Genomic DNA, 23,173 nt, shown 5'->3' on the forward strand with positions numbered 1-23,173 from the left:
TTATTCACACTAATTCGTTAGGCTACCCGCCATTTTTGCGACCGCTACCCACAAGGAAGCGGCGCGCTAAACGGGTTGGTCTTATACGGATCGGCAGCATTTCCCTCCATCCTTAAGGGAAGTCCCTCTCTAAATTCCGATTCAGCAGTGTGGTTTCCTAATGAAAGTGTTGAAAGGCCAGGACATCCTGGCGCTTGGTTTCATGACATTTGCCCTGTTCGTCGGGGCTGGCAACATCATCTTCCCGCCGATTGTCGGTTTGCAGTCCGGGCCCCATGTCTGGATGGCGGCGCTGGGCTTTCTGGTCACGGCGGTCGGGCTACCGGTCATCACCGTCGTTGCGCTGGCCAAGGTCGGTGGGGCGATGGATGCCTTGAGCAGTCCTATCGGCAAGGTTGCCGGTGGCCTGCTGGCGGCTGTGTGCTACCTGGCCGTCGGGCCGCTGTTCGCCACTCCGCGCACCGCCACCGTCTCCTTCGAAGTCGGGCTGGCGCCGTTGACCGGTGAAAGCCCGCTGGCGCTGTTTCTCTACAGTGCGGTGTATTTCCTGCTGGTGTTCTTCATCTCGCTCTATCCCGGCCGCTTGCTGGACACCGTCGGGCGATTCCTTGCCCCGCTGAAAATCATCGCCCTGGCCGTGCTGGGCATTGCCGCGTTTGCCTTGCCCGCCGGCGATATCGGCGTGGCGACACCGCAATACGTGGCCGCGCCATTCTCCCAAGGGTTCATCAACGGTTACCTGACCATGGATACCCTGGGCGCATTGGTGTTTGGCATCGTCATCGTCAATGCGATCCGTTCCCGGGGCGTTGAATCGCCTGCCTTGATCACCCGCTACGCCATCATCGCCGGGCTGATCGCCGGGGTCGGGCTGGCGCTGGTCTATGTCAGTCTGTTCCGCCTGGGGTCTGGCAGCCATGAAGTGGCCGCGGGCGCGAGCAACGGCGCGGCGGTGCTGCATGCCTATGTGCAACACACGTTCGGCAGCCTGGGCAGCGGTTTCCTGGCTGTGTTGATTTCCCTGGCGTGCCTGGTCACTGCAGTTGGCCTGACGTGCGCCTGTGCCGAGTACTTCAGCCGTGTCTTGCCGCTGTCGTACAAAACATTGGTGGTCATCCTGGCGGCGTTTTCGCTGCTGGTGTCGAACCTCGGACTGACCAAGCTGATCGCTTTCTCGATCCCGGTCCTGACCGCGATTTACCCACCGTGCATTGCCTTGGTGGCCCTGAGCTTCTGCAAGGACTTCTGGCATGAGCAGGGGCGCATCGTCGGCCCGGTCATGCTGGTGTCGTTCCTGTTCGGCCTGATCGATGCGCTTAAAGGCGCTGGACTGGCGGATTGGATGCCGACGCAAATGGCCCATCTGCCATTGAGCGAGCAGGGTTTGGCCTGGCTCGTGCCGTCGGTGATGACCCTGGCGGTTGCGTTGGTGTGTGATCGTCTGCTGGGCAAGCGCAGCGAAGCCTTGGCCTGAGTTGCCGCGGCCTGCCACGAGCGGGCCCACCGGTAAAAAACAAATGCCCCGTATCCATCGATACGGGGCATTTTTTATGGCGCGGGTGCAGTGTCTTTTTCCTTGGACTAACGTCGAAGCATTGTCTTGAAAGGCTTGTGCCGGCCCTGTGGACTGAGCAGGGTCAATCGCAAGCTGCTCCATGTTCTTCGTCAGATAAGGAATTACATGTCATTCATCCAAGCCAATCTGATCCATCTTCTGGCCGCGGTCTGGTTCGTCGTCTGCTGGGGCGGCTACACCCGTTATGCGTCGTTGAAAGCCCGCGATACGGCCTGTCTGGCCAGCGTCATGCACTTGTATCGCGAAGACTGGATGCGCCGCATGTTGCTGCGCGAAAACCGTATCGCCGACGCCAGCGTGATCGGCAACCTGGAGCGCAACGCGTCCTTCTTCGCCTCAAGCACGCTGATCATCCTGGCGGGCATCCTGACGGTGCTTGGGGCGTCCGATCGTGCGGTGTCGTTGTTGGCCGACTTGCCGATGGTGCAGCAGGCGTCCCAAGGCATGTCCGAGGCCAAGTTGCTGTGCCTGGCGCTGGTGTTTGTGTATGCCTTCTTCACCTTCAGCTGGTGCATGCGCCAATACAACTTCGCGGCGGTTCTGGTGGGATCGGCGCCAATGATCGGCGAGCGACATGTATCGGCGCAGGAACGCAAGGCCTTCGCGCTCAGGGCGGCGCGGGTGATCTCCATGGCGGCCAACCAGTTCAATTTTGGCCTGCGCGCTTATTATTTCGGCATGACCATGTTGGCGTGGTTCGTCAGCCCCTGGCTGTTCATGTTGATGAGTGCAGGCGTGGTGTTGGTGCTGTACCGTCGGGAGTTTCATTCCGACGTGCTGCAGGTCATGGTTTACACCCCCACCGAAGCGCCATTGCCTGATATAAGCAAGGACCCGGCCTGACAGGACGGTCACTACTAAATTGCAGACAAAAGAAAACCCGCGCCAGGCGGGTTTCTTTTAAGCCCAAACCGTATCAGTTGGTAGCTGGTGCGGTGGCGGGCGCTGTTGCAGGTGCTTGTTCCTGTGTAGCAGCTTCGTTCGATTCGGCCTGATCTTTGGCGGCTTCGGCGTTTTCTTTCGCTGCGTCGTTCACTTTATCCTGTGCTTCGTTCATTTTTTCCTGAGCTTGCTCAGAGTGTTCGGCGGCATCTTGAGCTTTGTCCTCGGATTTTTTATCGCAGGCAGCGAGACCGAGGGAGGCGGCCAACATCAAGGCAATAGCTAAAGTCTTACGCATGGGGTGTTTCTCCTTATGGAAATAACTACTGGCCTTTTGAACGCCCCCCCTTGGATTAAGTTCCTCTTTTGCTACAGATATATAACTTTGCATGGGAACGGAACTTTACAGGGCATGCTCGTTACCGCGACTGCTCATTAATAAAGGCGTTAAATCCAATGGCGCAAGACCCCGTTTTTGAGCGTGCGACACGCTTTCTGTCCGCACTGCGACATTGTCAGGTGCTGGGCTTGAAGTTGCACAGTGCCAGTCCCGAGGGGCTGACCGTGATCCTGCCTTACAGCCCCCAGATCGTCGGCAACCCCCTTACGGGCATCATCCATGGTGGCGCGTTGACCTCATTGATGGACACGGCGTGTGGCATGTCGACGTTGTGCGTGTTGCCGCAGTTCGAGGTCTGTCCGACCCTGGATCTGCGCATCGACTACATGCACGCCGCTGAGCCGAACAAGGACGTCTATGGCTTTGCCCACTGCTATCGGGTCACTCAGGACGTGATCTTCAGCCGTGGATTTGCCTATCAGGACGACCCCGAACAACCCATCGCCCATGTGGTGGGCACCTTCATGCGCCTGGGCCAGCACGCCAAGGGAATCAAAAGGGGTGGCCCGCTGGCTGCCGTAGACAAGCCATGAGCGATATCACTCAGGAACAACTGCGCCACGCCTGCGAGCGGGGCGACTACGCGCTGCTGCTGGCCTCGATTCCTTATGCGCGGTTGATCGGCGTGGAATGCTCGCGTCAGGGCGAGGAGCTGCTGTTTCGCCTGCCGGCCAACCGGGACAACATTGGTAACCCTTTATTGCCGGCCATCCACGGCGGCGTCATCGCCGGTTTCATGGAGTTGTCGGCCGCGGTGTATCTGTTGATTGCCACCCGTGCGACGGGCGTGCCGAAAATCATCGATTTCTCCCTGGATTACCTGCGCGCCGGGCAGTATCGCGACACTTTCGCCAGATGTCAGGTCTGGCGGCAGGGGCGCCGGGTAGCCAATGTTGCGATCACCGCCTGGCAGGATCTAGAGGCCGAACCCATTGCCACCGCCCGGGCGCATTTCAAGATTCAGGAGTCTTCAAAAGCGCATAGCCCTTGAAATCATCAGCGTTGCCCCCACCTTGAGGACATCCCGCCGCCAATCTCTGCGAGGCGGACACCACCATCCACTTGGAGTTTGATGACCATGAGCGTGGAAACTCAAAAGGAAACCCTGGGCTTCCAGACCGAGGTGAAGCAACTGCTGCACCTGATGATTCACTCGCTGTATTCGAATAAGGAAATTTTCCTTCGCGAGCTGATTTCGAACGCCTCTGACGCTGTCGACAAATTACGTTTCGAAGCCCTGTCCAAGCCAGAGTTGCTGGAAGGCGGCGCCGAACTGAAAATCCGCGTGAGCTTCGACAAGGACGCCAAGACCGTCACCCTCGAAGACAACGGCATCGGCATGAGTCGCGAAGAGGTGATCACTCACCTGGGCACCATCGCCAAGTCCGGCACCGCCGATTTCATGAAGAACCTCTCCGGCGACCAGAAAAAAGACTCCCACCTCATTGGCCAGTTCGGTGTCGGTTTCTATTCCGCGTTTATCGTCGCTGATCAGGTGGAAGTGTTCAGCCGTCGTGCCGGCCTCGCTGCGAGCGAAGGCGTGCATTGGTCGTCCAAGGGCGAGGGCGAGTTTGAAGTCGCCACCGTCGACAAGGCTGATCGCGGTACCCGCATTGTGCTGCACCTCAAGTCCGGTGAAGACGAGTTCGCCGATGGCTGGCGCCTGCGCAACATCATCAAGAAGTACTCCGACCATATCGCGTTGCCGATCGAGCTGCCGAAGGAAGTCGCCGCTGCCGAAGGCGAAGAAAAGCCCGAAGTGGAATGGGAAACCGTCAACCGCGCCAGTGCCCTGTGGACCCGTCCGCGCACTGAGGTGAAGGACGAGGAATACCAGGAGTTCTACAAGCACGTCGCCCATGACTACGAGAACCCGCTGAGCTGGAGCCACAACAAGGTCGAAGGCAAGCTGGAGTACAACTCGCTGTTGTACGTGCCGGCCCGTGCGCCGTTCGACCTGTACCAGCGCGAAGCACCACGCGGCCTGAAGCTGTACGTGCAGCGTGTGTTCGTGATGGACCAGGCCGAATCGTTCCTGCCGCTGTACCTGCGTTTCATCAAGGGCGTGGTCGATTCCAATGACCTGTCCCTGAACGTTTCGCGGGAAATCCTGCAGAAAGACCCGATCATTGACTCCATGAAGTCGGCGCTGACCAAGCGTGTTCTGGACATGCTGGAAAAACTGGCGAAAAACGAGCCCGAGCAGTACAAGAGCTTCTGGAAGAACTTCGGCCAGGTGATGAAGGAAGGCCCTGCCGAGGACTTCGCCAACAAAGAAAAAATCGCTGGCCTGCTGCGCTTTGCTTCGACCCAGGGTGACGATGGCGAACAGATCGTTGGTCTGGCCGATTATCTGGCCCGCGCCAAGGAAGGTCAGGACAAGATCTACTACCTGACCGGTGAAACTTATGCACAGGTCAAGAACAGCCCGCACCTGGAAGTTTTCCGCAAGAAAGGCATCGAAGTGCTGCTGCTGACCGACCGCATCGACGAATGGCTGATGAGCTACCTCAGCGAGTTCGACGGCAAGAGCTTTGTCGACGTGGCCCGTGGTGATCTGGACCTGGGTAACCTGGATTCGGAAGAAGACAAGAAAGCCGCCGAAGAAGTTGCCAAGAGCAAGGAAGGCCTGGTTGAGCGGATCAAGACTGCCCTGGGCGATGCCGTCAGCGAAGTGCGGGTTTCTCACCGCCTGACGGACTCCCCGGCGATCCTGGCCATCGGTGAACAGGACCTGGGCCTGCAGATGCGGCAGATCCTTGAAGCCAGCGGCCAGAAAGTCCCGGACTCCAAGCCGATCTTCGAATTCAACCCGGCTCACCCGCTGGTGGATAAGCTCGACAACGAGCAGAGCGAAGAGCGTTTCGGCGACCTGTCGCACATCCTGTTCGATCAGGCCGCCCTGGCGGCGGGTGACAGCCTGAAGGACCCGGCGGCCTATGTGCGCCGCCTGAACAAGCTGTTGGTTGAACTGTCAGCTTAATCAAGTGCAGGAAAAACCCGCTTCGGCGGGTTTTTTCATTTCTGGTGTTCCGTTTCAAGAGGAGTCCGTCATGAGTCAGGTTACGGTTAGTTCGCTGGAGTATCAGATCGATGGTCGAACCTATGAGGGCCGCCTGGCCTTCGACGTTAGCCAGCAGGGCTCGCGCCCGGGTTTGCTGATGGCGCCCAATTGGATGGGCGTAGGGGCGGGGGCCGAGGAAATCGCCAGGTCAGTGGCGGCCAACGGCTATGTTGTGTTGATCGCCGATCTTTACGGCCAGGACGTGCGCCCGACCAATGCCGATGAAGCCGGGGCTGCGATGATGCCGCTCAAGAATGATCGTGCCTTGTTGCGCAAGCGCATGCAGGCGGCATTCGAGCAGCTGCAAAGTCAGGGTGAGGCGCAGGTCGATGCGTCGAGACTTGCTACGTTCGGTTTCTGCTTCGGCGGCTGCTGCTCCCTGGAGCTAGCACGCACAGGCGCACCGTTGAAGGCCGCTATTTCGTTCCATGGCACCCTGGACACACCCAATCCGGCGGATGCGCAGAACATCAAGGGGGCGGTGCTGGTCATGCATGGCGCCTCGGACCCATTGGTGCCCAAGGAGCAACTGCCGGCTTTCGAAGACGAAATGAACGCCGCCGGGGTGGATTGGCAACTGCTGAGCTACGGTGGTGCGGTGCATTCGTTCACCGATCCACAGGCCAATGTCCCGGGCAAGATGATGTACGACGCCAAGGTTGCCGCACGGGCGTTCCGGTCGATGCATAATTTGCTGGATGAAGTGCTCAGGGGCTGAGATCGGGCCTGGTGCTGAATAGGCTGTCGCCTGCCAGACTGCTATCGCGAGCAGGCTCGCTCCCACATTTGACCGAGGTGTTCGCGCCATTTGCGAATGGCAACGGTCCAGTGTGGGAGCGAGCCTGCTCGCGATGGCGGCCTGTCAGACACCGCTGAATTCAGGGCAATTCGATCCGCTCACTTTCCCCCGGCACGGTCGGCCAGTCCCCGGCCGCCCAACGTCGGCGGGCTTCGTCTATTCGCGCCGGATCGCTGGAGACGAAATTCCAGTTGATCCGACGTGGCCCATCCAGCGGCGCGCCGCCGAACAGCACCGCATGGCAGTCGCTGTCGGCGAACAGTGTCATTTGTTCCCCGGCCGGGAGCACCACCAACGAGTGGGGCTCCAGCGGTTCACCGTCCAGCTGCGCCTCGCCGCTGAGCACATACAGTGCCCGCTCTTCATGCTCGGTGGGAATCAGCAGGGTCGTTGCGGTTTGCAGGTTCAGTTCGGCGTACAGGGTCGGGGACAGCGTCGGCACCGGTGATTCCAGGCAAAAGCCCGACCCGGCGATCATCCGGATCTTTACCCCCAGGTTATCGCTGACCGGCAGGGTGTGCGCCGGATGATGGCTGTAGTGTCCAGGCCCCTGTTCGTGGGATTGGGGCGAGGCCAACCAGACTTGCAAGCCGTGCATGACGAAGTCGCTGCCCAGCAGTGATTCGGGCGTGCGCTCGACATGGGTGATGGCGCTGCCCGCGGTCATCCAGCTGACGTCCCCGGCGTCCACCACTTGATCGGAGCCCAGGCTGTCCTTGTGCTGGAGCTGCCCTTCGAACAGATAGGTGAGGGTCGACAACCCGATATGGGGATGCTGACGAATGTTCATGCCTTGACCGGCCTTGTAGGAGGTTTGCAGCATGTGGTCGAAAAAAACGAACGGTCCGACGCTGCGACACTTGGCGGACGGCAGCGGGCGAAGAATCGGCTGGCCTTCCACATCTTCTGCGCGTGGGCGAATGGTCAGGGGCGTGATCATGATGTCTTCCAGGTTGAGCAACGGATGGGCAAAGCATAACCCGCCGTGACAACTGACGGCACATGCGCCGTGAACCCGGACGCGACGGTCGGGGTCTATCCTGTTCATAACTTTCTGGAGTCCGCCCGTGCCCATGACCCGTCTGATCTTCGCCTGGCTGCTGGCCGTTTCGAGCAGTGGCGTCATGGCCCGCGAATATGCCTACAGCGATGCACACCTGCATTACGTCGATTTCTTTCAGGAAACCGCCGGCATGCCCGAGTTACTGAAGGCGATGGCCGACAATCGCATCGAGCATGTGATGATTTCAGGCATACCGGTGGCCAAGAAATGGCATGAGGATGAGCCCAAGCGCCCGCGTTACTACGCCGGTGACGATGCGGACGCCTATTGGTACAGCGCCACCGATGTGATTGTCGCGGCGGCGGTGAGCAAGTTGACCGCTGAACAGCGCCAGCACTTTCATCCTTTTTTGTCCGGTTTCAACCCCAACGACAAAAACTCCGCCATGCACATCCAGCGCATGCTCGATCTGTATCCGGGTTTGTGGCAAGGCATTGGTGAGGTGTTCACCCGCCATGACGACCTGACGGCACTGACGTCGGGGGACACCCCGCGGGCCAACAACGAGGCCATGACGCGGATCTATCACCTGGCGGCGGAGAACGATCTGCCGGTGCTGCTGCACTCCAACATCACCTCCAAGCGTGAGAAAAACGCGCTGTATTTGCCGGAAATTGAAGAGCCGTTGCGCAACCATCCCCACACGCGGTTCATTTGGGCCCATGCCGGCACCAGCATGGAGATCCATCGTCACCAGACGCGGCTGGATTTTCTGTTGCCGACACTGACCCGGATGCTGGAGACCTATCCGAACCTGTACATCGACCTGTCCTGGAGCGTGCTCACGCCTTACCTGCTGGACGAGGCGGGCAAACCCCGCGAGGCGTGGCTCAAGCTGGTGGAGCGCTTCCCGGAGCGTTTTATGTTGGGGTCGGATGTAGTGGGGCGTTTCGACAATGTCGGTAAGGAATTACGCAGCTTCGATCCGTTCCTGGATGCGTTGCCGGAAGAGGTGGCGAAGAACGTAGCTCGGGATAATTTCCTGGCGGTGTTGTGTGGGAGCAAGGCTTGCCCGCAATGAAGGTATTGCAATTTCGCAATTGAGGGCGCCTGCAGCGCGAGCAAGCTTTGCTCCCACAGAAGCTCTCAGTGCACAAGGTGACCATCGCCTTGTCATCAGCCTGTCACCGCCGCGTCATACCCTCGCGCTCATCACAATCAAGGAGCGCACTATGCACCTCACCCGTTCAAGCGCACTGGTCGCGCTGTTGTCGGTCTGCGGCCTGGCCCAGGCGGAAGTCCGTGTCGAAGGCCCGGTGGAGTACGGTATCTTCGAAGGGCCCCAAGCCGAACTGCAATCAGGGGAGCGGGTTCTGCGCCGCAGCAACGAGCAGATCCGGCAGACTGAAAGTGTACCGGCCAAGCTGGGCACCAAGTTCGGTCTGCGCTACCGCTTGGCGGACAAGGTGGCTGACGACCAGCCATTGACCCTGTTGTATTTCACCCCAGGCATTCGCACCCCCGATGGCGTGCGCCACGATAAATTCGAAGTCACCCAGAAGCTGGTGCCCGGTGCACCGCAGGATGTGATGGCCTACGAGTTCACCGAAAGCCACGAAGTGGTGCCGGGGGAGTGGCGGTTCATGGTGTTCCAGGGCGATCGATTGCTGGCGCAGCAACGGTTTGTCGTGCGTTGAATCTGTGAGAGCGAGCCTGCTCGCGATAGCAATCTGTCAGCCAACATAGATGTTGAATGTCAGGGCCTCATCGCGAGCAGGCTCGCTCCCACAAGGGAATTATCCACAGGGAATGTGGTGTGCAGAGCAGACAAAAAAAACGCCCCGAACCAGTCGGGGCGTTTTTGTGTGTGGCGTTGCGGCGGGGCTTACTTGCCCTGCCAGCGCTTCAATACCAGGGTGGCGTTGGTGCCGCCGAAGCCGAAGCTGTTGCTCATCACGGTGTCGATCTTGGCGTCTTCGCGAGTCTTGGTCAGGATCGGCAGGTCGGCCACTTCCGGGTCCAGTTCGTCGATGTTGGCCGAGCCGGCGATGAAGTTGCCTTCCATCATCAACATGCAGTAGATCGCTTCGTGAACGCCCGCGGCGCCCAGGGAGTGACCCGACAGGCTCTTGGTGGAGCTGATGGCCGGGGCGTTGGCACCGAACACTTCGCGCACGCCTTTCATTTCCGCAACGTCACCGACCGGGGTCGAAGTGCCGTGGGTGTTCAGGTAGTCGATGGGCGTGTCGACGGTGGACATGGCCATCTGCATGCAGCGGATGGCGCCTTCGCCGCTTGGGGCGACCATGTCATAGCCATCGGAAGTGGCGCCGTAGCCGACGATTTCCGCGTAGATTTTCGCGCCACGGGCCAGAGCGTGTTCCAGCTCCTCGACCACCACCATGCCGCCGCCGCCAGCGATGACGAAGCCGTCACGGTCGGCATCGTAGGCGCGGGAAGCTTTTTCCGGGGTGTCGTTGCGCTTGCTGGACAGGGCGCCCATGGCGTCGAACAGGAACGACTGGCTCCAGTGTTCTTCTTCACCACCGCCGGCGAACACGACGTCCTGCTTGCCCATCTGGATCTGCTCCATGGCGTTGCCGATGCAGTGGGCACTGGTGGCGCAGGCAGAGGCGATGGAGTAGTTCAGGCCCTTGATCTTGAATGGCGTGGCCAGGCAGGCGGAAACGGTGCTGCTCATGGTCCGAGTGACGCGGTACGGGCCGACGCGCTTGACGCCTTTTTCGCGCAGGATGTCCAGCGCTTCCATCTGGTTCAAGGTCGAGGCACCACCGGAACCGGCGATCAGGCCGGTGCGCGGGTTGGACACCTGCTCTTCGGTCAGGCCGGAGTCAGCGATGGCGTCCTTCATGGCCAGGTAGGCGTAAGCCGCCGCATGGCCGACGAAACGGTAGATCTTGCGATCGATCAGCTCTTCGAGGGGAAGGTCAATGGAGCCGGAAACCTGGCTACGCAGACCCATTTCGGCATATTCCGGATTGAACCGGATGCCAGGGCGACTTGCACGCAGGTTAGCGGAGACGGTCTCTTTGTCATTGCCCAGGCACGAAACGATGCCCAGACCAGTGATAACGACGCGGCGCATGCGGATAACCCTTAGAAGTTGTCAGTGGAGGTGAAAACGCCGACCCGAAGGCCTTCGGCGGTGTAGATCTCGCGACCATCCACAGCCACTGAACCATCGGCAATGGCCATGTTCAGCTTGCCCTTGAGGACGCGTTTGATATGAATGTTATAGGTAATCTTCTTCGCGCTCGGCAGAACCTGACCGAAGAACTTCACTTCGCCCGAACCCAGGGCGCGACCGCGGCCTGGCAGGCCTTGCCAGCCGAGGAAGAAACCGACCAATTGCCACATGGCATCCAGGCCCAGGCAGCCCGGCATCACCGGATCACCTTCGAAGTGGCAGGCGAAAAACCACAGGTCAGGAGTGATGTCCAGCTCGGCGACCAATTCACCTTTGCCGTACTTGCCACCCTCTTCGCTGATATGGGTGATGCGATCCACCATCAGCATGTTCGGGGCGGGCAGTTGCGCGTTACCTGGGCCGAACAGCTCACCGCGACTGCAGCGCAGCAGGTCTTCCCGAGTAAAGGCGTTTTGTTTGGTCATGCGAGCTCCTCAATAGTCCCATGCGGCAGGGTGGGGCAAATCTTCCCGGCCGATCGAAGCGTTCATGCCTCGAATCGACAGCCTACTCATAGACTATTGCGTTGTAGTGAAAGTCACAGCACACGGGAAATGAATGTACACCTGTGCACTGAAATTTTTATTCAAGCCCCAATCGGGACTTGTTCGGGTGGTTAAGACTGCCGCACTTTCGCCTTTCACGCCAGTCGCAGATGGTCGAAACGCCTGCACTAACGCACCCAGCGCTGCAGAATTTGCTGCAGATCAGCTCTTTTGAACGGTTTGGCCAGGTAATCGTTCATGCCCGCCGCGAGACAGGCTTCGCGATCGCCCTGTAGCGCATTGGCCGTCAGAGCGATGATGGGCACCTCGCCGCAGCCGGGTAACTGGCGGATCTGTCGCGTGGCTTCGTAGCCATCGATGATGGGCAACCGGCAATCCATCAGAATCGCCTCGAAAATCAGACTTTCGGCACTGCGGATGGCCTGGGCGCCGTCGGCGGCGATGCTGACGGTGAAGCCCAGGCTGCGCAGCATGGCTTCGATCACGGTCTGGTTCACCGGATTGTCTTCTACCAGCAGCACGTTGCGGCCCTCGCCATGGCCGCTGCCGATGCCGTCGGGGAGCTTTGGCGCCAGGGCTATCGGTGCCTTTTTCGACAGGGCCAGAGGGATCTCCAGGGTAAACACCGAGCCCTGGCCTTCTTCGCTCTGGGCGCGCAATGTGCCCCCCATGCGTTCAGCCAGGGTGCGGGCAATCGGCAGCCCCAGGCCGGTGCCACCGTAGCGCCGGGAAATCGAACTGTCGGCTTGCTGGAAGGCATCGAACATGCGCTCCAGGCTTTCGGTCGCGATCCCGATGCCGCTGTCGCGCACCGTGCAGGTAAACCACAGGAGTTCGTGATCCAGTGCCTGCCACTGGCATTGCACGGTGACGCGGCCTTGTTCGGTGAATTTCAGGGCATTGCCGATCAGGTTGACCAGGATCTGCCTGATCCGCGTCGGGTCGCCTTGCACCTGCAAGGGCTGCATGTCATCAGGGATCAGCAGGTCCAGGCCCAGCTTGCGTTGCGCGGCGCTGTGCTGGAACGACTGGGCGCAACTGGCGACCAGCTCCGCCAGATTGAACGGGATGTGTTCCAGTTCCAGGGCCGAGCGTTCGATGCGCGAGAAGTCGAGGATGTCGTTGATGACTTTCAGCAGGTGCTCGGTGGATTCGCTGGCCAGCGCCGTGTACTCGAATTGCTCCTCCGTCATTTCGGTGGTTTCCAGCAGTTGCAGCATGCCCAGTACACCGTTCATGGGGGTGCGCAGTTCATGGCTCATCATCGCCAGGAATTCGGACTTGGCGCTGTTGGCCTTCTCCGCTTCTTCCCGGGTTTTGATCAGTTGCGCCATGGCCTGGTGCTGTTCACGGCTGGCTTGCTCGAGACCGTCGGCCAGATTGTTGATATGCCGCGACAAGGCCCCCAGTTCGGCATCGTCGACGATGGGCAGCGGCGTGCCGTAGTCGCCTTGCTGGATCGCCATGACTGCGTTGCCGATGTCGCGGATCGGCCGGGACAGGTTGGACGCCAGGCGACGTGCCACCAAGAAGGTGAACAGCAGGGCGAACAGCGCCAGGATCGCGGCCTTGAGGAGGATTTCCTGCTGCCGCTGGCTGAAGGCGTCACTGGACATGCCGACGATCACCCGGCCCAGGTAATCCTCATCGGGCGCCTCGATGGTCATGCTGTTGCCTTGCAGGAAATCATTGTTCAAGGCAATGCGCTGCAAGCGAACCGGCGCCTGGAAAACTTCGATCTGCTGGGAATGCTTGCGGCCTTGCGCGGGCTGCTCGACATACACCACAACCCGGTCCTTGCTGTCTTGCACCTCCAGAAAACGCACATGAGGCGTGGCCAGGGTGGCGGTGAGCAGGCTTTCCAGCACCTCGTTATTGCCCGATATCACCCCATACTCCGTGGCCGGGGCCAGTTGGTTGGCGATCAACTGCCCGGTGTGGTTGAGTTCCTGGCGCAGGTCCTGGATTCGCACAAAAGTAAAGAAGCTGATCAACAGCACCGTCAGCAGCAAGGCCGGGCCGAGGGCGATAAGCTGGGTGCGGGTATTGATGTCCCAGCGGCGACGCAAGGTCATGGGCGTTGTTCTCCTTCGGCCAGCTGTGCAGCGACGGATTCGGCGTCAATCGGCTCGATCCCCAGTGAGCGGGCGACCTGCTGGTTGCTCAGGACTTTGAAGCGGGCCGGATACAGGGTGCGGGGCCAGGTGGCGGCGGGTCGGTCCAGCAAATCGTCGAGAATTGCCAGCCAGTCCTCCTGGTCGCTGTAGGTGCTGGCCAGGCTGCCGGCCTTGACGAAAGCGGCGTTGGGCCCGATCAGCGCACGTTGCCGGGCGTAGCTGCTGAGCAACAGATTCTTTACCGTCTTGGGGTTGTACAGATCGGGGTCGTCGAGCCCCAGCAGCACATCGCTGCGGCCCAACAGCTTTTGCAGAGGGCGGCTGTCACTGGTGTCGTCCCAGCGTTCACTCACGATCTCCAGCCCCAACGGCGTTGCTGCCTGGCGGATTTCCTTGAGCAGGAACTCGCTGTGCCCATCGAACAGCACGCCGACCCTGCGCATTTGCGGAAGGATCGCGCGGATCAGACGCAATTGCCGCGTCAGCGGCGGATCGCTCCACAACAGGCTCAGGTGATCGGGCGTTGTCTCGCCCAGGCGGTCCCTGGCTTGTTGGCGGCTGATTCGCAGTACCAGGGTGGCGGGCCCGTGGGTTTCCTGCAGGCGCCAGTCGAGGCTGGGCAGGTCAAGCAAAATCAGGCGGACATTGCGTGGCAGTTTGCCGGGCGCCGGCAGGCTGGCCAGCGGAGTAAACCTGACGTCGTCCTCGGGGCGCAGGACTTTCAGGGCCTGGGTGAAAGACTGCACGCCAGGACTGTTACGCACGCCGGTCAGTACAATCTCGGCGGCCCGGGCCTCGATCGTTGCCAGCCAGCCTGCAAACACCAGGCACAGCGCCAGCGGCAGGCGGCCACGAAAGGGCGTCTTGCGCGATTGACCCCGGAACATCTAGAACGACAACTCCGCAGTGAAATACAGGACGTGACGGGAGTCGTAGCGGTTGTCGACAAACGTAGTGGGCTGGTTGTCGAGACGCTGTTGCAGGATGCCCGCCAGTTCCAGGTTGGCCTTGCCCAAAGAAATGCGTTTGGCCAGGCGGGTGTCGACTCGTTCAAAGCGATAGCCGTTAAGGTCGTCGGCACCATAATAGAACACCGCGCTGTTCCAGCCTCGGCCCCAGTCCCGCAGCCAGCCGGCCGAACCGCTATTGCGGGCGGTGGGCTGTTCGTCGAGGGCGTTGCTGGCCAGCGCATCGACGTAGGCATAGGTCAGGCGCAGGCGGTCGGCGCTGGTGATGCGCCAGTCGAACTGGGTTTCGGCCCCGGAAAACTGTGATTCATTGGCGTTGCTGGCAATGTACTGATTGTTGCGCAGGGGTTCGCTGATCATGCCGGTGATTTCGTCATGGAACAGCTTCACATCGACGCTCAGCCCCAGGTTCATGAAATAACCGTTGTAGCCCAGTTCCCGGGAGCGCATGTGCTCCTGGTCCAGGTTCCCCGGCCCTCGGGTCTGGACAAAATAACGGGCACTGCTCTGGCCGAAGGCGGTGGGCTTGAGGTTGGTGACCTGATAACTCCAATTGACATTGTTCTCGAACATGTCCGGCGAGCGCACCGCCTCGGAGTACACCGCCCGCAGGCCATGGCGTGGCGTGATCAGGTAGTTGACCGCCACCCGCGGCGTCAGCGAGCTGCCGGTCAGGTGGGTGTCTTCGAACATCGCACCGCCCTGTACCAGCCAATGTTCGCTGGCCCGCCACTCCAGTTGGCCGAACAGGCGCCAGGTGGTGTCGTCCAGCGTGCCGTTGAAGTACGTCTCGGAGTCGGCCCGGTCGTAGCGATAGTTTGCCCCGGTGACCAGTCGCAGGCTGTCGGACAGGCTCAGGGTGTCCTGGATTTCCAGGTCGTAGCGCGACTCACGGGCGCTCTGGTCGATATCGCCGCACAAGGTTTGCGAGGCGCCGTTGCGCCATTGATCGAGCACCTGATTGGCCAGCGCCTGTTCTTGCGGGGTGCCGGGCGGCGCACCGGTGCCGGTGAAGCTGGGAATATTGCGCGCCAGCTTCTCGGCGTAGTTAGGGTTGAGCAACCACAGATCGGTCAACTGCGGGCTGAAGGAGACCTCGGCATCGCAGGCGCGCCAGGTCTGCTGGCGATCCCAATGCTGGAGCGAGCCTTGTACATAAAGGCTGTGGTTGGGGTTCAGGTCCAGGTTCCAGCGCAGCGAACCGGCGTAGTCCTTGGCGACGACATCGGAGTTATCCCCGGCGGCCGTAATCCCGGCGAACACTGGACGGTAGGTATAAGGCCGCTGATTGGTCCCGTCCTTGGCGTTCAGTTGCCAGTCGATGCTCTGCTGTTCGTTCAGGGTCTGGCTGACGGACAGGTTGAAACGGTTCAAGCGTCGACTGTCGCGGTAATCGGCGCCGGTGCGGTTGCTGTCAAAGCCGTCGTCTTCCTGGCCGGACAGTGACAGCCGCAGGTCACCGCTCTCCCAACCGCTGCCCTGGCTGGCGTACCAGTCGCTGATGCCACGCTGGCCTCGGGTGATTTTCAGGCGGGTGCCGTGGCTGTCGGCCGGAGCGCGGGTGATGATATTGACCACCGCCATCAGTGCATTGGCGCCGTAGCTGACGGTGTTGGGGCCGCGGAAAACTTCGATCCGCTCGATGTCTTCCATGGCCACTGGAATATCGCTCCAGTCCACCGTGGCCAGGCCGGCGCGATACACCGAACGGCCATCGATCAGCACCTGCATGCGCCGCGCTTCGGTGGCGTTGGTGCCGTGGTAGTTCACGGCGGCCTGGTTCCCGCTGATATTGCCGACCATCATGCCCGGCACCAGGCGCAGCAGTTCGCTGATGTCCCGGGCGCCACTGGCCTTGATCAATTCGCTGTCCAGCACGGTCATGCTGCCGGGGACCGCCGCCGGCGATTGTTTCAGGCGCGTGGCCGTCAACACTTGGGGCAGGGGCTGACTGTCGACGAACAAGTCGTCGGCCAGCACTGGCGGGCTGATGAACAGCGCCAATACGAGCGACGAACCTGAACGGGAAGGGCCAACGAACACGGCACAGCCTTTGATTAGGGAAAGGATGGCCGGCATGTTAACTGAGGTGAGCGACTTTTCCATTCACGTTGACAGCATTTTCCTAGGAATTGATGGTCAGCTTCCTACAACTGCCGGTAATTGTAGTCGGGGCTGGTCGCGGTGTGGCCGCTCCGTATAATGCCCGGCATTGCCACTTGGTATGGATGAACGGATTGCATATGACTGAACAGCGCCCGATTGCGGTCCTGGGGGGCGGGAGTTTCGGTACCGCCGTGGCCAATCTGCTGGCCGAGAACGGCCACCCGGTGCGCCAATGGATGCGTGACCCGGAGCAGGCCGAGGCCATCCGGGTCAATCGCGAGAACCCGCGTTACCTCAAGGGCATCAAGATCCGCCCTGAAGTTGAACCGGTGACTGATTTGCAGGCCACCTTGCAGGACTGCGACCTGTTTTTCGTCGCCTTGCCGTCCAGCGCCCTGCGCTCGGTCCTGGCGCCCCATGCCGAACGCTTGAGCGGCAAATTGCTGGTGAGCCTGACCAAGGGGATCGAAGCCCAGACCTTCAAGCTGATGAGCGAGATTCTCGAAGAAATCGCCCCAAAGGCTCGAATCGGTGTGATTTCCGGGCCGAACCTGGCGCGCGAGATCGCCGAGCATGCGCTGACCGCCACCGTGGTCGCCAGTGAAGACGAAGAACTGTGCCAGCGGGTCCAGGCCGCGCTGCATGGGCGAACCTTCCGGGTCTACGCCAGTGCCGACCGTTTCGGTGTGGAACTGGGCGGGGCGCTGAAGAACGTCTATGCCATCATCGCCGGCATGGCGGTGGCGCTGGGCATGGGGGAGAACACCAAAAGCATGCTGATCACCCGGGCGCTGGCGGAAATGACCCGTTTTGCCGTCAGCCAGGGTGCCAATCCGATGACCTTCCTGGGGTTGGCCGGGGTCGGCGATTTGATCGTCACCTGTTCCTCGCCTAAAAGCCGCAATTACCAGGTCGGCTTCGCGCTCGGTCAGGGGTTGAGCCTGGACGAGGCTGTGTCGCGCCTGGGTGAAGTGGCCGAAGGAGTGAATACGCTCAAGGTGCTCAAGGCCAAGTCTCAGGAGTCCGGGGTCTACATGCCATTGGTCGCGGGGCTGCATGCGATTCTGTTCGAAGGGCGCACGCTGGAGCAGGTGATCGAACTGTTGATGCGTGGCGAGCCCAAGACCGACGTCGATTTCATTTCCACCAGTGGCTTCAACTGAGCCTCTATTGATCAGAAGCGGGAGCAAACCATGAGCGATCCAAAAGAGCAGGCCCGATACGAGTCCATCCTGCTGCGTGTGTTGTGGATGGTGATTTACCTGCTGGTCTGGCAGGTGGCGCAGTTCATCCTGGGCGCGGTGGTATTGGTGCAACTGATCTACCGGCTGATCTATGGCGCGCCCAGTGCCAGCCTGATGAACTTTGGTGACAGCCTGAGCCAGTTCCTGGCGCAGATCGGCCGTTTCGGCACCTTCCACAGCGACCAGAAACCCTGGCCATTCGCTGACTGGCCCACCCCGCGCACGCCGGAAGGTGAAGCGCCGCACGTGGTGGCGCCGGCTCCGCATCCGGTCCGGGACGAGGAGCCCAAGCTATGAAATTGTGGGTATTGCGTCATGGGGAAGCCGAGCCATACGGTGCCCGTCCCGACCCTGAGCGGGCGCTGACCGCTCACGGTCGCGAAGAAGCACTGCGCAGTGCCGCCGCGCTGATCGGCCAGCCGCTGAGCGCCATTTATGCCAGCCCGTACCTGCGCGCCCAACAGACCGCCCAACTGGTGCGCGAAGCCTTGGGCTTCGCGCCTGAGTTGATCACTGTTGATTGGCTCACGCCGGAAACCCGCCCGCAAAAAGTCCTGGAACAGCTGGTTGATCAGGGCGACGTGCTGCTGGTCAGCCATAACCCGCTGGTGGGCAGCCTGCTGGGCTTTCTGCAACACGGTCACCTGCAACAACCCGAACAGGTTAAAACGGCTGGCCTGGCCGAGCTGGAGGGTGACCTGCCGCTGGCCGGGGCGATGCAGCTCAAGGGCATTCAGCATCCCTGAGAGGTCTCTGGTCGCAGGGTTGAGCACAACAAAAAACATAAAGGAAGGACAACGATGAGTCTGTGGCGCACCACCCCCAACATCGAGCAACTGAACGCCGCCGGTAAAAACACCATCAGCGAAGTGCTGGACATTCGTTTCGAATCTTTCGACGACGAGTCCCTGACCGCCAGCATGGTGGTCGATCACCGCACCCACCAGCCATTCGGCCTGTTGCATGGCGGTGCATCGGTGGTGCTGGCTGAAACGGTCGGGTCCATGGCGGCCTATCTGTGCGTGGACACCAGCAAGTTCTATTGCGTGGGCCTGGAGATCAATGCCAACCACTTGCGTGCTGTGCGCAGCGGTCGGGTGACGGCCACGGCCCGGATGGTCCATCTGGGCCGCACCACCCAGGTCTGGGATATCCGCCTGACCAACGACGAAGGCAAAGTCAACTGCGTGTCGCGCCTGACCATGGCCGTGGTGCCGCTGGGTGAACAGCCGCCGGCGCGTTGAAACCCGAATGCATGTTTGTGACTGATGGGCCGCTCTTGTGGCGAGGGAGCTTGCTCCCGCTGTGCTGCGAAGCGGCCCCGCAAACCCATCGACTCGGTTAGCCTGCCACACCGCGACGCCTGGTTTTGGGCCTGCTGCGCAGGCCAGCGGGAACAAGCTCCCTCACCACGGGTTTACATCGCTCATACAACGCCATAGCCCAAGCCCGACTGTCATCATTGCTGTCAGTTACGGTCATTGCCGCGCCACCGGGATGTGCGGACAATCGGTTCCAGTTTCCCCATGGATCCACTGTCATGTCGCAACAGGTGTTTTTCGCCCACGCCAATGGTTTTCCCTCGGCCACTTACGGCAAGCTGTTCGCCGCGCTGGCGCCGCAGTACGAGGTCGCGCATCTGGAATTGCACGGCCATGACCCGCGTTTTCCGGCAGACGATAACTGGCACAACCTGGTGGACGAGCTCATCCATCACCTGGAACAACAACCTGAACCGGTGTGGGGCGTCGGCCATTCCCTGGGTGGCGTTCTGCATCTGCATGCCGCATTGCGCTGTCCACAGTTATATCGTGGCGTGGTAATGCTCGATTCGCCGGTGCTGACCCGCGCCGATCAGTGGGTGATCCTGGCCGCCAAGCGCCTGGGGTTCATCGATCGTCTGACTCCAGCGGGACGGACGTTGGGCCGGCGTGAAGAGTTCGCAGACCTGGAGTCGGCCCGGCAGTATTTTTCCGCCAAGACGCTGTTCCGCGGGTTTGACCCGGAATGCTTCGACGCCTACCTGCAACATGGCTTGCAGCAAGTCGGCGACCGCTTGCGGCTGCGCTTCGATCCGGCCACGGAGATCAGCATTTACCGCGGCGTGCCGCACACCAGTCCCGGCCGGGCCCGTATGCTCAAAGTGCCGCTGGCGGTGGTGCGCGGCCGGCAGAGTCGCGTGGTGATGCGCCATCACACCCGTTCGGTGGGTCGAATGCCCCATGGCGAATCCCTGAGCATGCCCGGCGGCCACATGTTTCCCCTGGAACGTCCGCAGGACACGGCCAGGTTGCTCAAGGATCTCTTTCAGCGCTGGGAAGGGCGCAGCTTATGAGTGGGGTTGAAGAAGTCCGTCTGAGCCTGCCCCACATTGAACTGGCGGCCCACCTGTTCGGGCCGGAGGATGGCCGGCCGGTGATCGCCTTGCACGGTTGGCTGGACAATGCGAACAGCTTCGCCCGGCTGGCTCCACGGCTTGAGGGCCTGCGGGTCATTGCACTGGACATGGCCGGTCACGGTCACTCCGGGCATCGCCCACCCGGTGCTGGCTATGCCCTGTGGGACTATGCCCATGATGTGCTGCAAGTCGCCGAACAACTGGGCCTGGCGCGTTTCGCCCTGCTGGGGCATTCCATGGGCGCCATCGTCTCGCTGGTGCTCGCCGGAGCCTTGCCCGACCGGGTCACGCACCTGGGGCTGATCGACGGGGTGATCCCTCCCACGGACAAAGGCGACAACGCCGCCGAGCGCATGGGCATGGCCCTGCAGGCGCAGCTGGATTTGCAACAAAAACGAAAACCGGTCTACAAAACCCTCGACCGGGCCATTGAGGCCCGCATGAAAGGCCTGGTGGCTGTCAGTCGCGAAGCCGCCGAATTGCTGGCCCAGCGCGGCCTGATGCCGGTGCCGGGAGGGTATACCTGGCGCACCGACAATCGCCTGACCTTGCCATCGCCGCTTCGCCTGACCGATGAGCAGGCCATGGCCTTCGTGGCGCGGGTCGCTTGCCCCGCACATCTGGTGGTGGCTGCTGACGGCATGCTTGCCCGACACCCCGAGTTGCTGGAGCGTCTACCCTTCAGTCATGAACGGTTGCCCGGCGGTCATCATTTGCACCTGAACGACGAGGCTGGCGCCGCGCTTGTAGCAGACTGTTTCAATCGGTTCTTCACCGTTTCTTGACTTGCGCCTGGCAACTGTCGAGGCTGGGCGGGTTGAAAAAGGGAGACAACCATGACAGATCTCTGTTTAGCGGCCTCGCAGTGCATCGATGACACCGGCCTCACCCCAGAGACCCAGGCCATGCCGATCCGATGAAATTATCCATTCATTCACTCGCCTTGCTTACGCTGGCCTGCTTCAGCCCGGCATCGTTTGCCGCCGATGTTCCCGGCAGCCGGGACCTGGAGCGGGTGCCCCGCATGCCCGACGCGCAAATTGTCGATTACCGGCAAACCACTGACCTGGAGCGGATTTATCCCCTGGGTTCGATCCGCAAGATCAGCGGCCAGTTGCGCTTCGATGGGCAGGTCGATGCCCGTGGCAACACCACGTCGGTGACTTACGAACTTCCGCCGGAACACTCCGCCATCCAGGCCTTTACCGCTGCCCGCGAAGCCTTGCAGAAGCAGGACGCGCAACTGTTGTTCTGGTGCCAGGCTCGTGATTGCGGCGAAAGCAGCCTGTGGGCCAACGAAGTGTTCGGCAATGCCAAGCTCTATGGTGCCGATAACGGTCAGTCTTATCTGCTGCTGCGCCTGGCGCCGCCCGCGGATAACACACTGATTGCGCTGTATGGCATTACTCGCGGCAATCGTAAGGCTTACCTGCATGTCGAGCAGTTCGAGGCAAACGCCTCGCTGGGGAACCTGCTGCCCACATCGGCCACGCTGTTGCGCCAGCTCAAGGACACCGGCGTGCTGGACTTGCCGCGTCTGGTCGGCGAACCGGACGAAACCTGGTTGCGCCTGCTATCCCGGGCGCTGAACCTGGACACGGGTCTTCGAGTCACTGTCGCCGGACCCCAGGCCGAGGCCTGGCGGCAAGCAATGATCGATCAGGGTGTCCGGGCGGCGCGAATGGAGGCCGCCAGGGGCGATGCGGCGGGCCTGCATCTTGAGCTGCTGCGTTAAGCTGTTTCGGGTGACGTGCTTCACGCCGTCAGCCCGGCCCTGTTTTTATTTCGAGACCTGACATGCTCAATAACGATCGGCTGTTGGTGCAGATCCTGCTCCTGGTGTTGTTCGGTGCAAGCTTCTGGGTGATGGCTCCGTTCTGGTCGGCGCTGTTCTGGGGCGCGGTGCTGGCGTTTGCCAGTTGGCCGCTGATGCGCCTGTTGACCCGCTGGGTCAATGGTCGTGAGTCGCTGGCGGCGGCTTTGCTGACCGTAGGCTGGATGGTGCTGGTGGCGGTGCCGCTGGTGTGGCTGGGCTTCAACCTGGCTGATCATGTACGCGACGCCACGGCATTTATCAAGAACGTGCAGGTCGATGGCCTGCCTGATCCCCCGGTATGGCTGGCGGGCTTACCGCTGGTGGGGGGGCGGTTGGTGGGCATCTGGAACAGTATCGATCAGCAAGGTGCAGCCATGATGGTGTCCGTCAGGCCGTACCTGGGTCAGGTCGGCAACTGGCTGCTGGCTCGCAGTGCCCAAATCGGCGGTGGCATTCTCGAACTGACCCTGAGCATTGTGTTCGTGTTCTTTTTCTACCGTGACGGCCCGCGTCTGGCGGTGTTCGTGCACGGGTTGCTGGAGCGTCTGATCGGCGACCGTGCCGGTTACTACATCGAACTGGTGGCCGGTACGGTGCAGCGTGTGGTCAACGGCGTGATCGGCACCGCGGCGGCCCAGGCGGTGCTGGCGCTGATTGGTTTCCTGATCGCGGGCGTACCGGGGGCATTGGTGCTGGGCATCGTCACCTTCCTGCTCAGCCTGATTCCCATGGGGCCGCCCCTGGTCTGGATCCCCGCCACGGCGTGGCTGGTGTGGAAGGGCGAATACGGGATGGCGGTGTTCCTGGGGATCTGGGGCACCTTTATCATCAGCGGTGTGGACAACGTGCTCAAACCCTACCTGATCAGCCGTGGCGGAAACCTGCCGTTGGTGATCGTATTGCTGGGGGTGTTCGGTGGCTTGATTGCCTTCGGCTTCATCGGACTGTTCATTGGCCCGACCCTGCTGGCGGTGGCCTACAGCTTGCTGACGGACTGGAGCAAGAGCCAGGCGCGATAACCCCACTCCTGAGACCAGCACCAACCTTTTTGTAGTGAGGGGATAGATCCCCTCGCCACAAATGGGC

Annotated in this window: 23 protein-coding genes; 16 read left to right on the forward strand and 7 right to left on the reverse strand. The window is 61.1% G+C overall.

From position 1 onward, the window contains the following. Positions 1-160: 160 nt before the first annotated feature. Both brnQ and PSEUDOMOFG3G_RS06245 read left to right on the forward strand, forming a co-directional pair. Entirely contained in the window at positions 161-1,474 is a 1,314-nt protein-coding gene (gene brnQ / locus PSEUDOMOFG3G_RS06240) for a branched-chain amino acid transport system II carrier protein (RefSeq protein WP_139049435.1), read from the forward strand. Between the two features lie 207 nt (positions 1,475-1,681). Further along, positions 1,682-2,419, forward strand: a complete 738-nt coding sequence (locus PSEUDOMOFG3G_RS06245; protein ID WP_139049436.1) for a DUF599 domain-containing protein — start codon at positions 1,682-1,684, stop codon at positions 2,417-2,419. A 73-nt stretch (positions 2,420-2,492) separates the two neighbouring features. Here PSEUDOMOFG3G_RS06245 and PSEUDOMOFG3G_RS06250 read toward each other — a convergent pair whose 3' ends face one another. Next, positions 2,493-2,756, reverse strand: coding sequence for a hypothetical protein (locus tag PSEUDOMOFG3G_RS06250; protein ID WP_139049437.1), 264 nt, complete (start codon positions 2,754-2,756; stop codon positions 2,493-2,495). A gap of 158 nt (positions 2,757-2,914) precedes the next feature. Here PSEUDOMOFG3G_RS06250 and PSEUDOMOFG3G_RS06255 point away from each other — a divergent pair, with 158 nt between their 5' ends. From PSEUDOMOFG3G_RS06255 to PSEUDOMOFG3G_RS06270, 4 genes are all read left to right on the forward strand, one after another. Next, the gene (locus PSEUDOMOFG3G_RS06255; RefSeq protein ID WP_139049438.1) at positions 2,915-3,391 is read left to right on the forward strand and encodes a PaaI family thioesterase; all 477 of its coding nucleotides are present in this window, start codon (positions 2,915-2,917) and stop codon (positions 3,389-3,391) included. After that, positions 3,388-3,849 carry a PaaI family thioesterase gene (locus PSEUDOMOFG3G_RS06260; protein WP_139049439.1) on the forward strand — a complete coding sequence of 154 codons (462 nt, stop codon included), beginning with the start codon at positions 3,388-3,390 and terminating at the stop codon, positions 3,847-3,849. Before PSEUDOMOFG3G_RS06255 ends, PSEUDOMOFG3G_RS06260 begins: the two co-directional genes overlap by 4 nt. Positions 3,850-3,936: 87 nt before the next feature. Further along, entirely contained in the window at positions 3,937-5,841 is a 1,905-nt protein-coding gene (gene htpG, locus PSEUDOMOFG3G_RS06265; protein ID WP_047230356.1) for a molecular chaperone HtpG, read from the forward strand. A 70-nt stretch (positions 5,842-5,911) separates the two neighbouring features. Continuing rightward, a complete protein-coding gene (locus PSEUDOMOFG3G_RS06270) occupies positions 5,912-6,640 on the forward strand; it encodes a dienelactone hydrolase family protein (protein ID WP_047230333.1) in 729 nt (242 codons plus the stop codon). A 160-nt stretch (positions 6,641-6,800) separates the two neighbouring features. Here the strand turns inward: PSEUDOMOFG3G_RS06270 and PSEUDOMOFG3G_RS06275 are convergent, their stop codons facing one another. Then, positions 6,801-7,661 (reverse strand): pirin family protein, encoded by an 861-nt coding sequence (locus PSEUDOMOFG3G_RS06275; protein ID WP_139049512.1) that lies wholly within the window; start codon positions 7,659-7,661, stop codon positions 6,801-6,803. A gap of 133 nt (positions 7,662-7,794) precedes the next feature. Here PSEUDOMOFG3G_RS06275 and PSEUDOMOFG3G_RS06280 point away from each other — a divergent pair, with 133 nt between their 5' ends. Continuing rightward, positions 7,795-8,805, forward strand: a complete 1,011-nt coding sequence (locus PSEUDOMOFG3G_RS06280) for an amidohydrolase family protein (RefSeq protein WP_047230335.1) — start codon at positions 7,795-7,797, stop codon at positions 8,803-8,805. A gap of 151 nt (positions 8,806-8,956) precedes the next feature. Continuing rightward, entirely contained in the window at positions 8,957-9,421 is a 465-nt protein-coding gene (locus PSEUDOMOFG3G_RS06285; protein WP_047230336.1) for a DUF3859 domain-containing protein, read from the forward strand. 188 nt (positions 9,422-9,609) lie between these two features. Here PSEUDOMOFG3G_RS06285 and fabB read toward each other — a convergent pair whose 3' ends face one another. From fabB to PSEUDOMOFG3G_RS06310, 5 genes are all read right to left on the reverse strand, one after another. Further along, on the reverse strand, positions 9,610-10,830 hold the full coding sequence (gene fabB, locus PSEUDOMOFG3G_RS06290) for a beta-ketoacyl-ACP synthase I (protein ID WP_047230337.1): 1,221 nt from the start codon (positions 10,828-10,830) through the stop codon (positions 9,610-9,612). A gap of 11 nt (positions 10,831-10,841) precedes the next feature. After that, on the reverse strand, positions 10,842-11,357 hold the full coding sequence (fabA, locus tag PSEUDOMOFG3G_RS06295) for a 3-hydroxyacyl-[acyl-carrier-protein] dehydratase FabA (RefSeq protein WP_047230338.1): 516 nt from the start codon (positions 11,355-11,357) through the stop codon (positions 10,842-10,844). 248 nt (positions 11,358-11,605) lie between these two features. After that, positions 11,606-13,513, reverse strand: a complete 1,908-nt coding sequence (locus tag PSEUDOMOFG3G_RS06300) for an ATP-binding protein (protein WP_047230339.1) — start codon at positions 13,511-13,513, stop codon at positions 11,606-11,608. Further along, positions 13,510-14,442, reverse strand: coding sequence for an ABC transporter substrate-binding protein (locus tag PSEUDOMOFG3G_RS06305; protein WP_139049440.1), 933 nt, complete (start codon positions 14,440-14,442; stop codon positions 13,510-13,512). Before PSEUDOMOFG3G_RS06305 ends, PSEUDOMOFG3G_RS06300 begins: the two co-directional genes overlap by 4 nt. After that, on the reverse strand, positions 14,443-16,566 hold the full coding sequence (locus PSEUDOMOFG3G_RS06310; protein ID WP_139049441.1) for a TonB-dependent siderophore receptor: 2,124 nt from the start codon (positions 16,564-16,566) through the stop codon (positions 14,443-14,445). A gap of 200 nt (positions 16,567-16,766) precedes the next feature. Between PSEUDOMOFG3G_RS06310 and PSEUDOMOFG3G_RS06315 the strand changes: the two genes are divergently transcribed. From PSEUDOMOFG3G_RS06315 to PSEUDOMOFG3G_RS06350, 8 genes are all read left to right on the forward strand, one after another. After that, on the forward strand, positions 16,767-17,792 hold the full coding sequence (locus tag PSEUDOMOFG3G_RS06315; RefSeq protein WP_047230341.1) for an NAD(P)H-dependent glycerol-3-phosphate dehydrogenase: 1,026 nt from the start codon (positions 16,767-16,769) through the stop codon (positions 17,790-17,792). Between the two features lie 30 nt (positions 17,793-17,822). Next, positions 17,823-18,170, forward strand: a complete 348-nt coding sequence (locus tag PSEUDOMOFG3G_RS06320) for a DUF4389 domain-containing protein (RefSeq protein ID WP_047230342.1) — start codon at positions 17,823-17,825, stop codon at positions 18,168-18,170. After that, entirely contained in the window at positions 18,167-18,619 is a 453-nt protein-coding gene (gene sixA / locus PSEUDOMOFG3G_RS06325) for a phosphohistidine phosphatase SixA (RefSeq protein WP_047230343.1), read from the forward strand. The genes PSEUDOMOFG3G_RS06320 and sixA overlap by 4 nt, the downstream gene beginning before the upstream one ends. Before the next feature lie 54 nt (positions 18,620-18,673). Beyond that, positions 18,674-19,117, forward strand: a complete 444-nt coding sequence (locus PSEUDOMOFG3G_RS06330; protein ID WP_047230344.1) for a hotdog fold thioesterase — start codon at positions 18,674-18,676, stop codon at positions 19,115-19,117. Positions 19,118-19,413: 296 nt separating this feature from the next. Then, the gene (locus PSEUDOMOFG3G_RS06335; RefSeq protein ID WP_047230345.1) at positions 19,414-20,208 is read left to right on the forward strand and encodes an alpha/beta fold hydrolase; all 795 of its coding nucleotides are present in this window, start codon (positions 19,414-19,416) and stop codon (positions 20,206-20,208) included. Next, entirely contained in the window at positions 20,205-21,056 is an 852-nt protein-coding gene (locus tag PSEUDOMOFG3G_RS06340) for an alpha/beta hydrolase (protein WP_047230346.1), read from the forward strand. The genes PSEUDOMOFG3G_RS06335 and PSEUDOMOFG3G_RS06340 overlap by 4 nt, the downstream gene beginning before the upstream one ends. 143 nt (positions 21,057-21,199) lie before the next feature. Further along, entirely contained in the window at positions 21,200-22,006 is an 807-nt protein-coding gene (locus tag PSEUDOMOFG3G_RS06345; RefSeq protein WP_139049513.1) for a DUF4892 domain-containing protein, read from the forward strand. 62 nt (positions 22,007-22,068) lie between these two features. Beyond that, entirely contained in the window at positions 22,069-23,106 is a 1,038-nt protein-coding gene (locus PSEUDOMOFG3G_RS06350) for an AI-2E family transporter (protein WP_047230347.1), read from the forward strand. Positions 23,107-23,173: the final 67 nt, after the last annotated feature.

The organism is Pseudomonas sp. FG-3G (assembly GCF_901007645.1).
GTDB classification, from domain to species: Bacteria; Pseudomonadota; Gammaproteobacteria; order Pseudomonadales; family Pseudomonadaceae; genus Aquipseudomonas; species Aquipseudomonas rhizophila.

What these genes read in the sequence shown, in the direction of transcription:
- brnQ (WP_139049435.1), top strand. Translation starts at nt 161, where the DNA reads ATGAAAGTGTTGAAAGGCCAGGACATCCTGGCGCTTGGTTTCATGACA.
- PSEUDOMOFG3G_RS06245 (WP_139049436.1), top strand. Translation starts at nt 1,682, where the DNA reads ATGTCATTCATCCAAGCCAATCTGATCCATCTTCTGGCCGCGGTCTGG.
- PSEUDOMOFG3G_RS06250 (WP_139049437.1), bottom strand. Translation starts at nt 2,756, where the DNA reads ATGCGTAAGACTTTAGCTATTGCCTTGATGTTGGCCGCCTCCCTCGGT.
- PSEUDOMOFG3G_RS06255 (WP_139049438.1), top strand. Translation starts at nt 2,915, where the DNA reads ATGGCGCAAGACCCCGTTTTTGAGCGTGCGACACGCTTTCTGTCCGCA.
- PSEUDOMOFG3G_RS06260 (WP_139049439.1), top strand. Translation starts at nt 3,388, where the DNA reads ATGAGCGATATCACTCAGGAACAACTGCGCCACGCCTGCGAGCGGGGC.
- htpG (WP_047230356.1), top strand. Translation starts at nt 3,937, where the DNA reads ATGAGCGTGGAAACTCAAAAGGAAACCCTGGGCTTCCAGACCGAGGTG.
- PSEUDOMOFG3G_RS06270 (WP_047230333.1), top strand. Translation starts at nt 5,912, where the DNA reads ATGAGTCAGGTTACGGTTAGTTCGCTGGAGTATCAGATCGATGGTCGA.
- PSEUDOMOFG3G_RS06275 (WP_139049512.1), bottom strand. Translation starts at nt 7,661, where the DNA reads ATGATCACGCCCCTGACCATTCGCCCACGCGCAGAAGATGTGGAAGGC.
- PSEUDOMOFG3G_RS06280 (WP_047230335.1), top strand. Translation starts at nt 7,795, where the DNA reads ATGACCCGTCTGATCTTCGCCTGGCTGCTGGCCGTTTCGAGCAGTGGC.
- PSEUDOMOFG3G_RS06285 (WP_047230336.1), top strand. Translation starts at nt 8,957, where the DNA reads ATGCACCTCACCCGTTCAAGCGCACTGGTCGCGCTGTTGTCGGTCTGC.
- fabB (WP_047230337.1), bottom strand. Translation starts at nt 10,830, where the DNA reads ATGCGCCGCGTCGTTATCACTGGTCTGGGCATCGTTTCGTGCCTGGGC.
- fabA (WP_047230338.1), bottom strand. Translation starts at nt 11,357, where the DNA reads ATGACCAAACAAAACGCCTTTACTCGGGAAGACCTGCTGCGCTGCAGT.
- PSEUDOMOFG3G_RS06300 (WP_047230339.1), bottom strand. Translation starts at nt 13,513, where the DNA reads ATGACCTTGCGTCGCCGCTGGGACATCAATACCCGCACCCAGCTTATC.
- PSEUDOMOFG3G_RS06305 (WP_139049440.1), bottom strand. Translation starts at nt 14,442, where the DNA reads ATGTTCCGGGGTCAATCGCGCAAGACGCCCTTTCGTGGCCGCCTGCCG.
- PSEUDOMOFG3G_RS06315 (WP_047230341.1), top strand. Translation starts at nt 16,767, where the DNA reads ATGACTGAACAGCGCCCGATTGCGGTCCTGGGGGGCGGGAGTTTCGGT.
- PSEUDOMOFG3G_RS06320 (WP_047230342.1), top strand. Translation starts at nt 17,823, where the DNA reads ATGAGCGATCCAAAAGAGCAGGCCCGATACGAGTCCATCCTGCTGCGT.
- sixA (WP_047230343.1), top strand. Translation starts at nt 18,167, where the DNA reads ATGAAATTGTGGGTATTGCGTCATGGGGAAGCCGAGCCATACGGTGCC.
- PSEUDOMOFG3G_RS06330 (WP_047230344.1), top strand. Translation starts at nt 18,674, where the DNA reads ATGAGTCTGTGGCGCACCACCCCCAACATCGAGCAACTGAACGCCGCC.
- PSEUDOMOFG3G_RS06335 (WP_047230345.1), top strand. Translation starts at nt 19,414, where the DNA reads ATGTCGCAACAGGTGTTTTTCGCCCACGCCAATGGTTTTCCCTCGGCC.
- PSEUDOMOFG3G_RS06340 (WP_047230346.1), top strand. Translation starts at nt 20,205, where the DNA reads ATGAGTGGGGTTGAAGAAGTCCGTCTGAGCCTGCCCCACATTGAACTG.
- PSEUDOMOFG3G_RS06350 (WP_047230347.1), top strand. Translation starts at nt 22,069, where the DNA reads ATGCTCAATAACGATCGGCTGTTGGTGCAGATCCTGCTCCTGGTGTTG.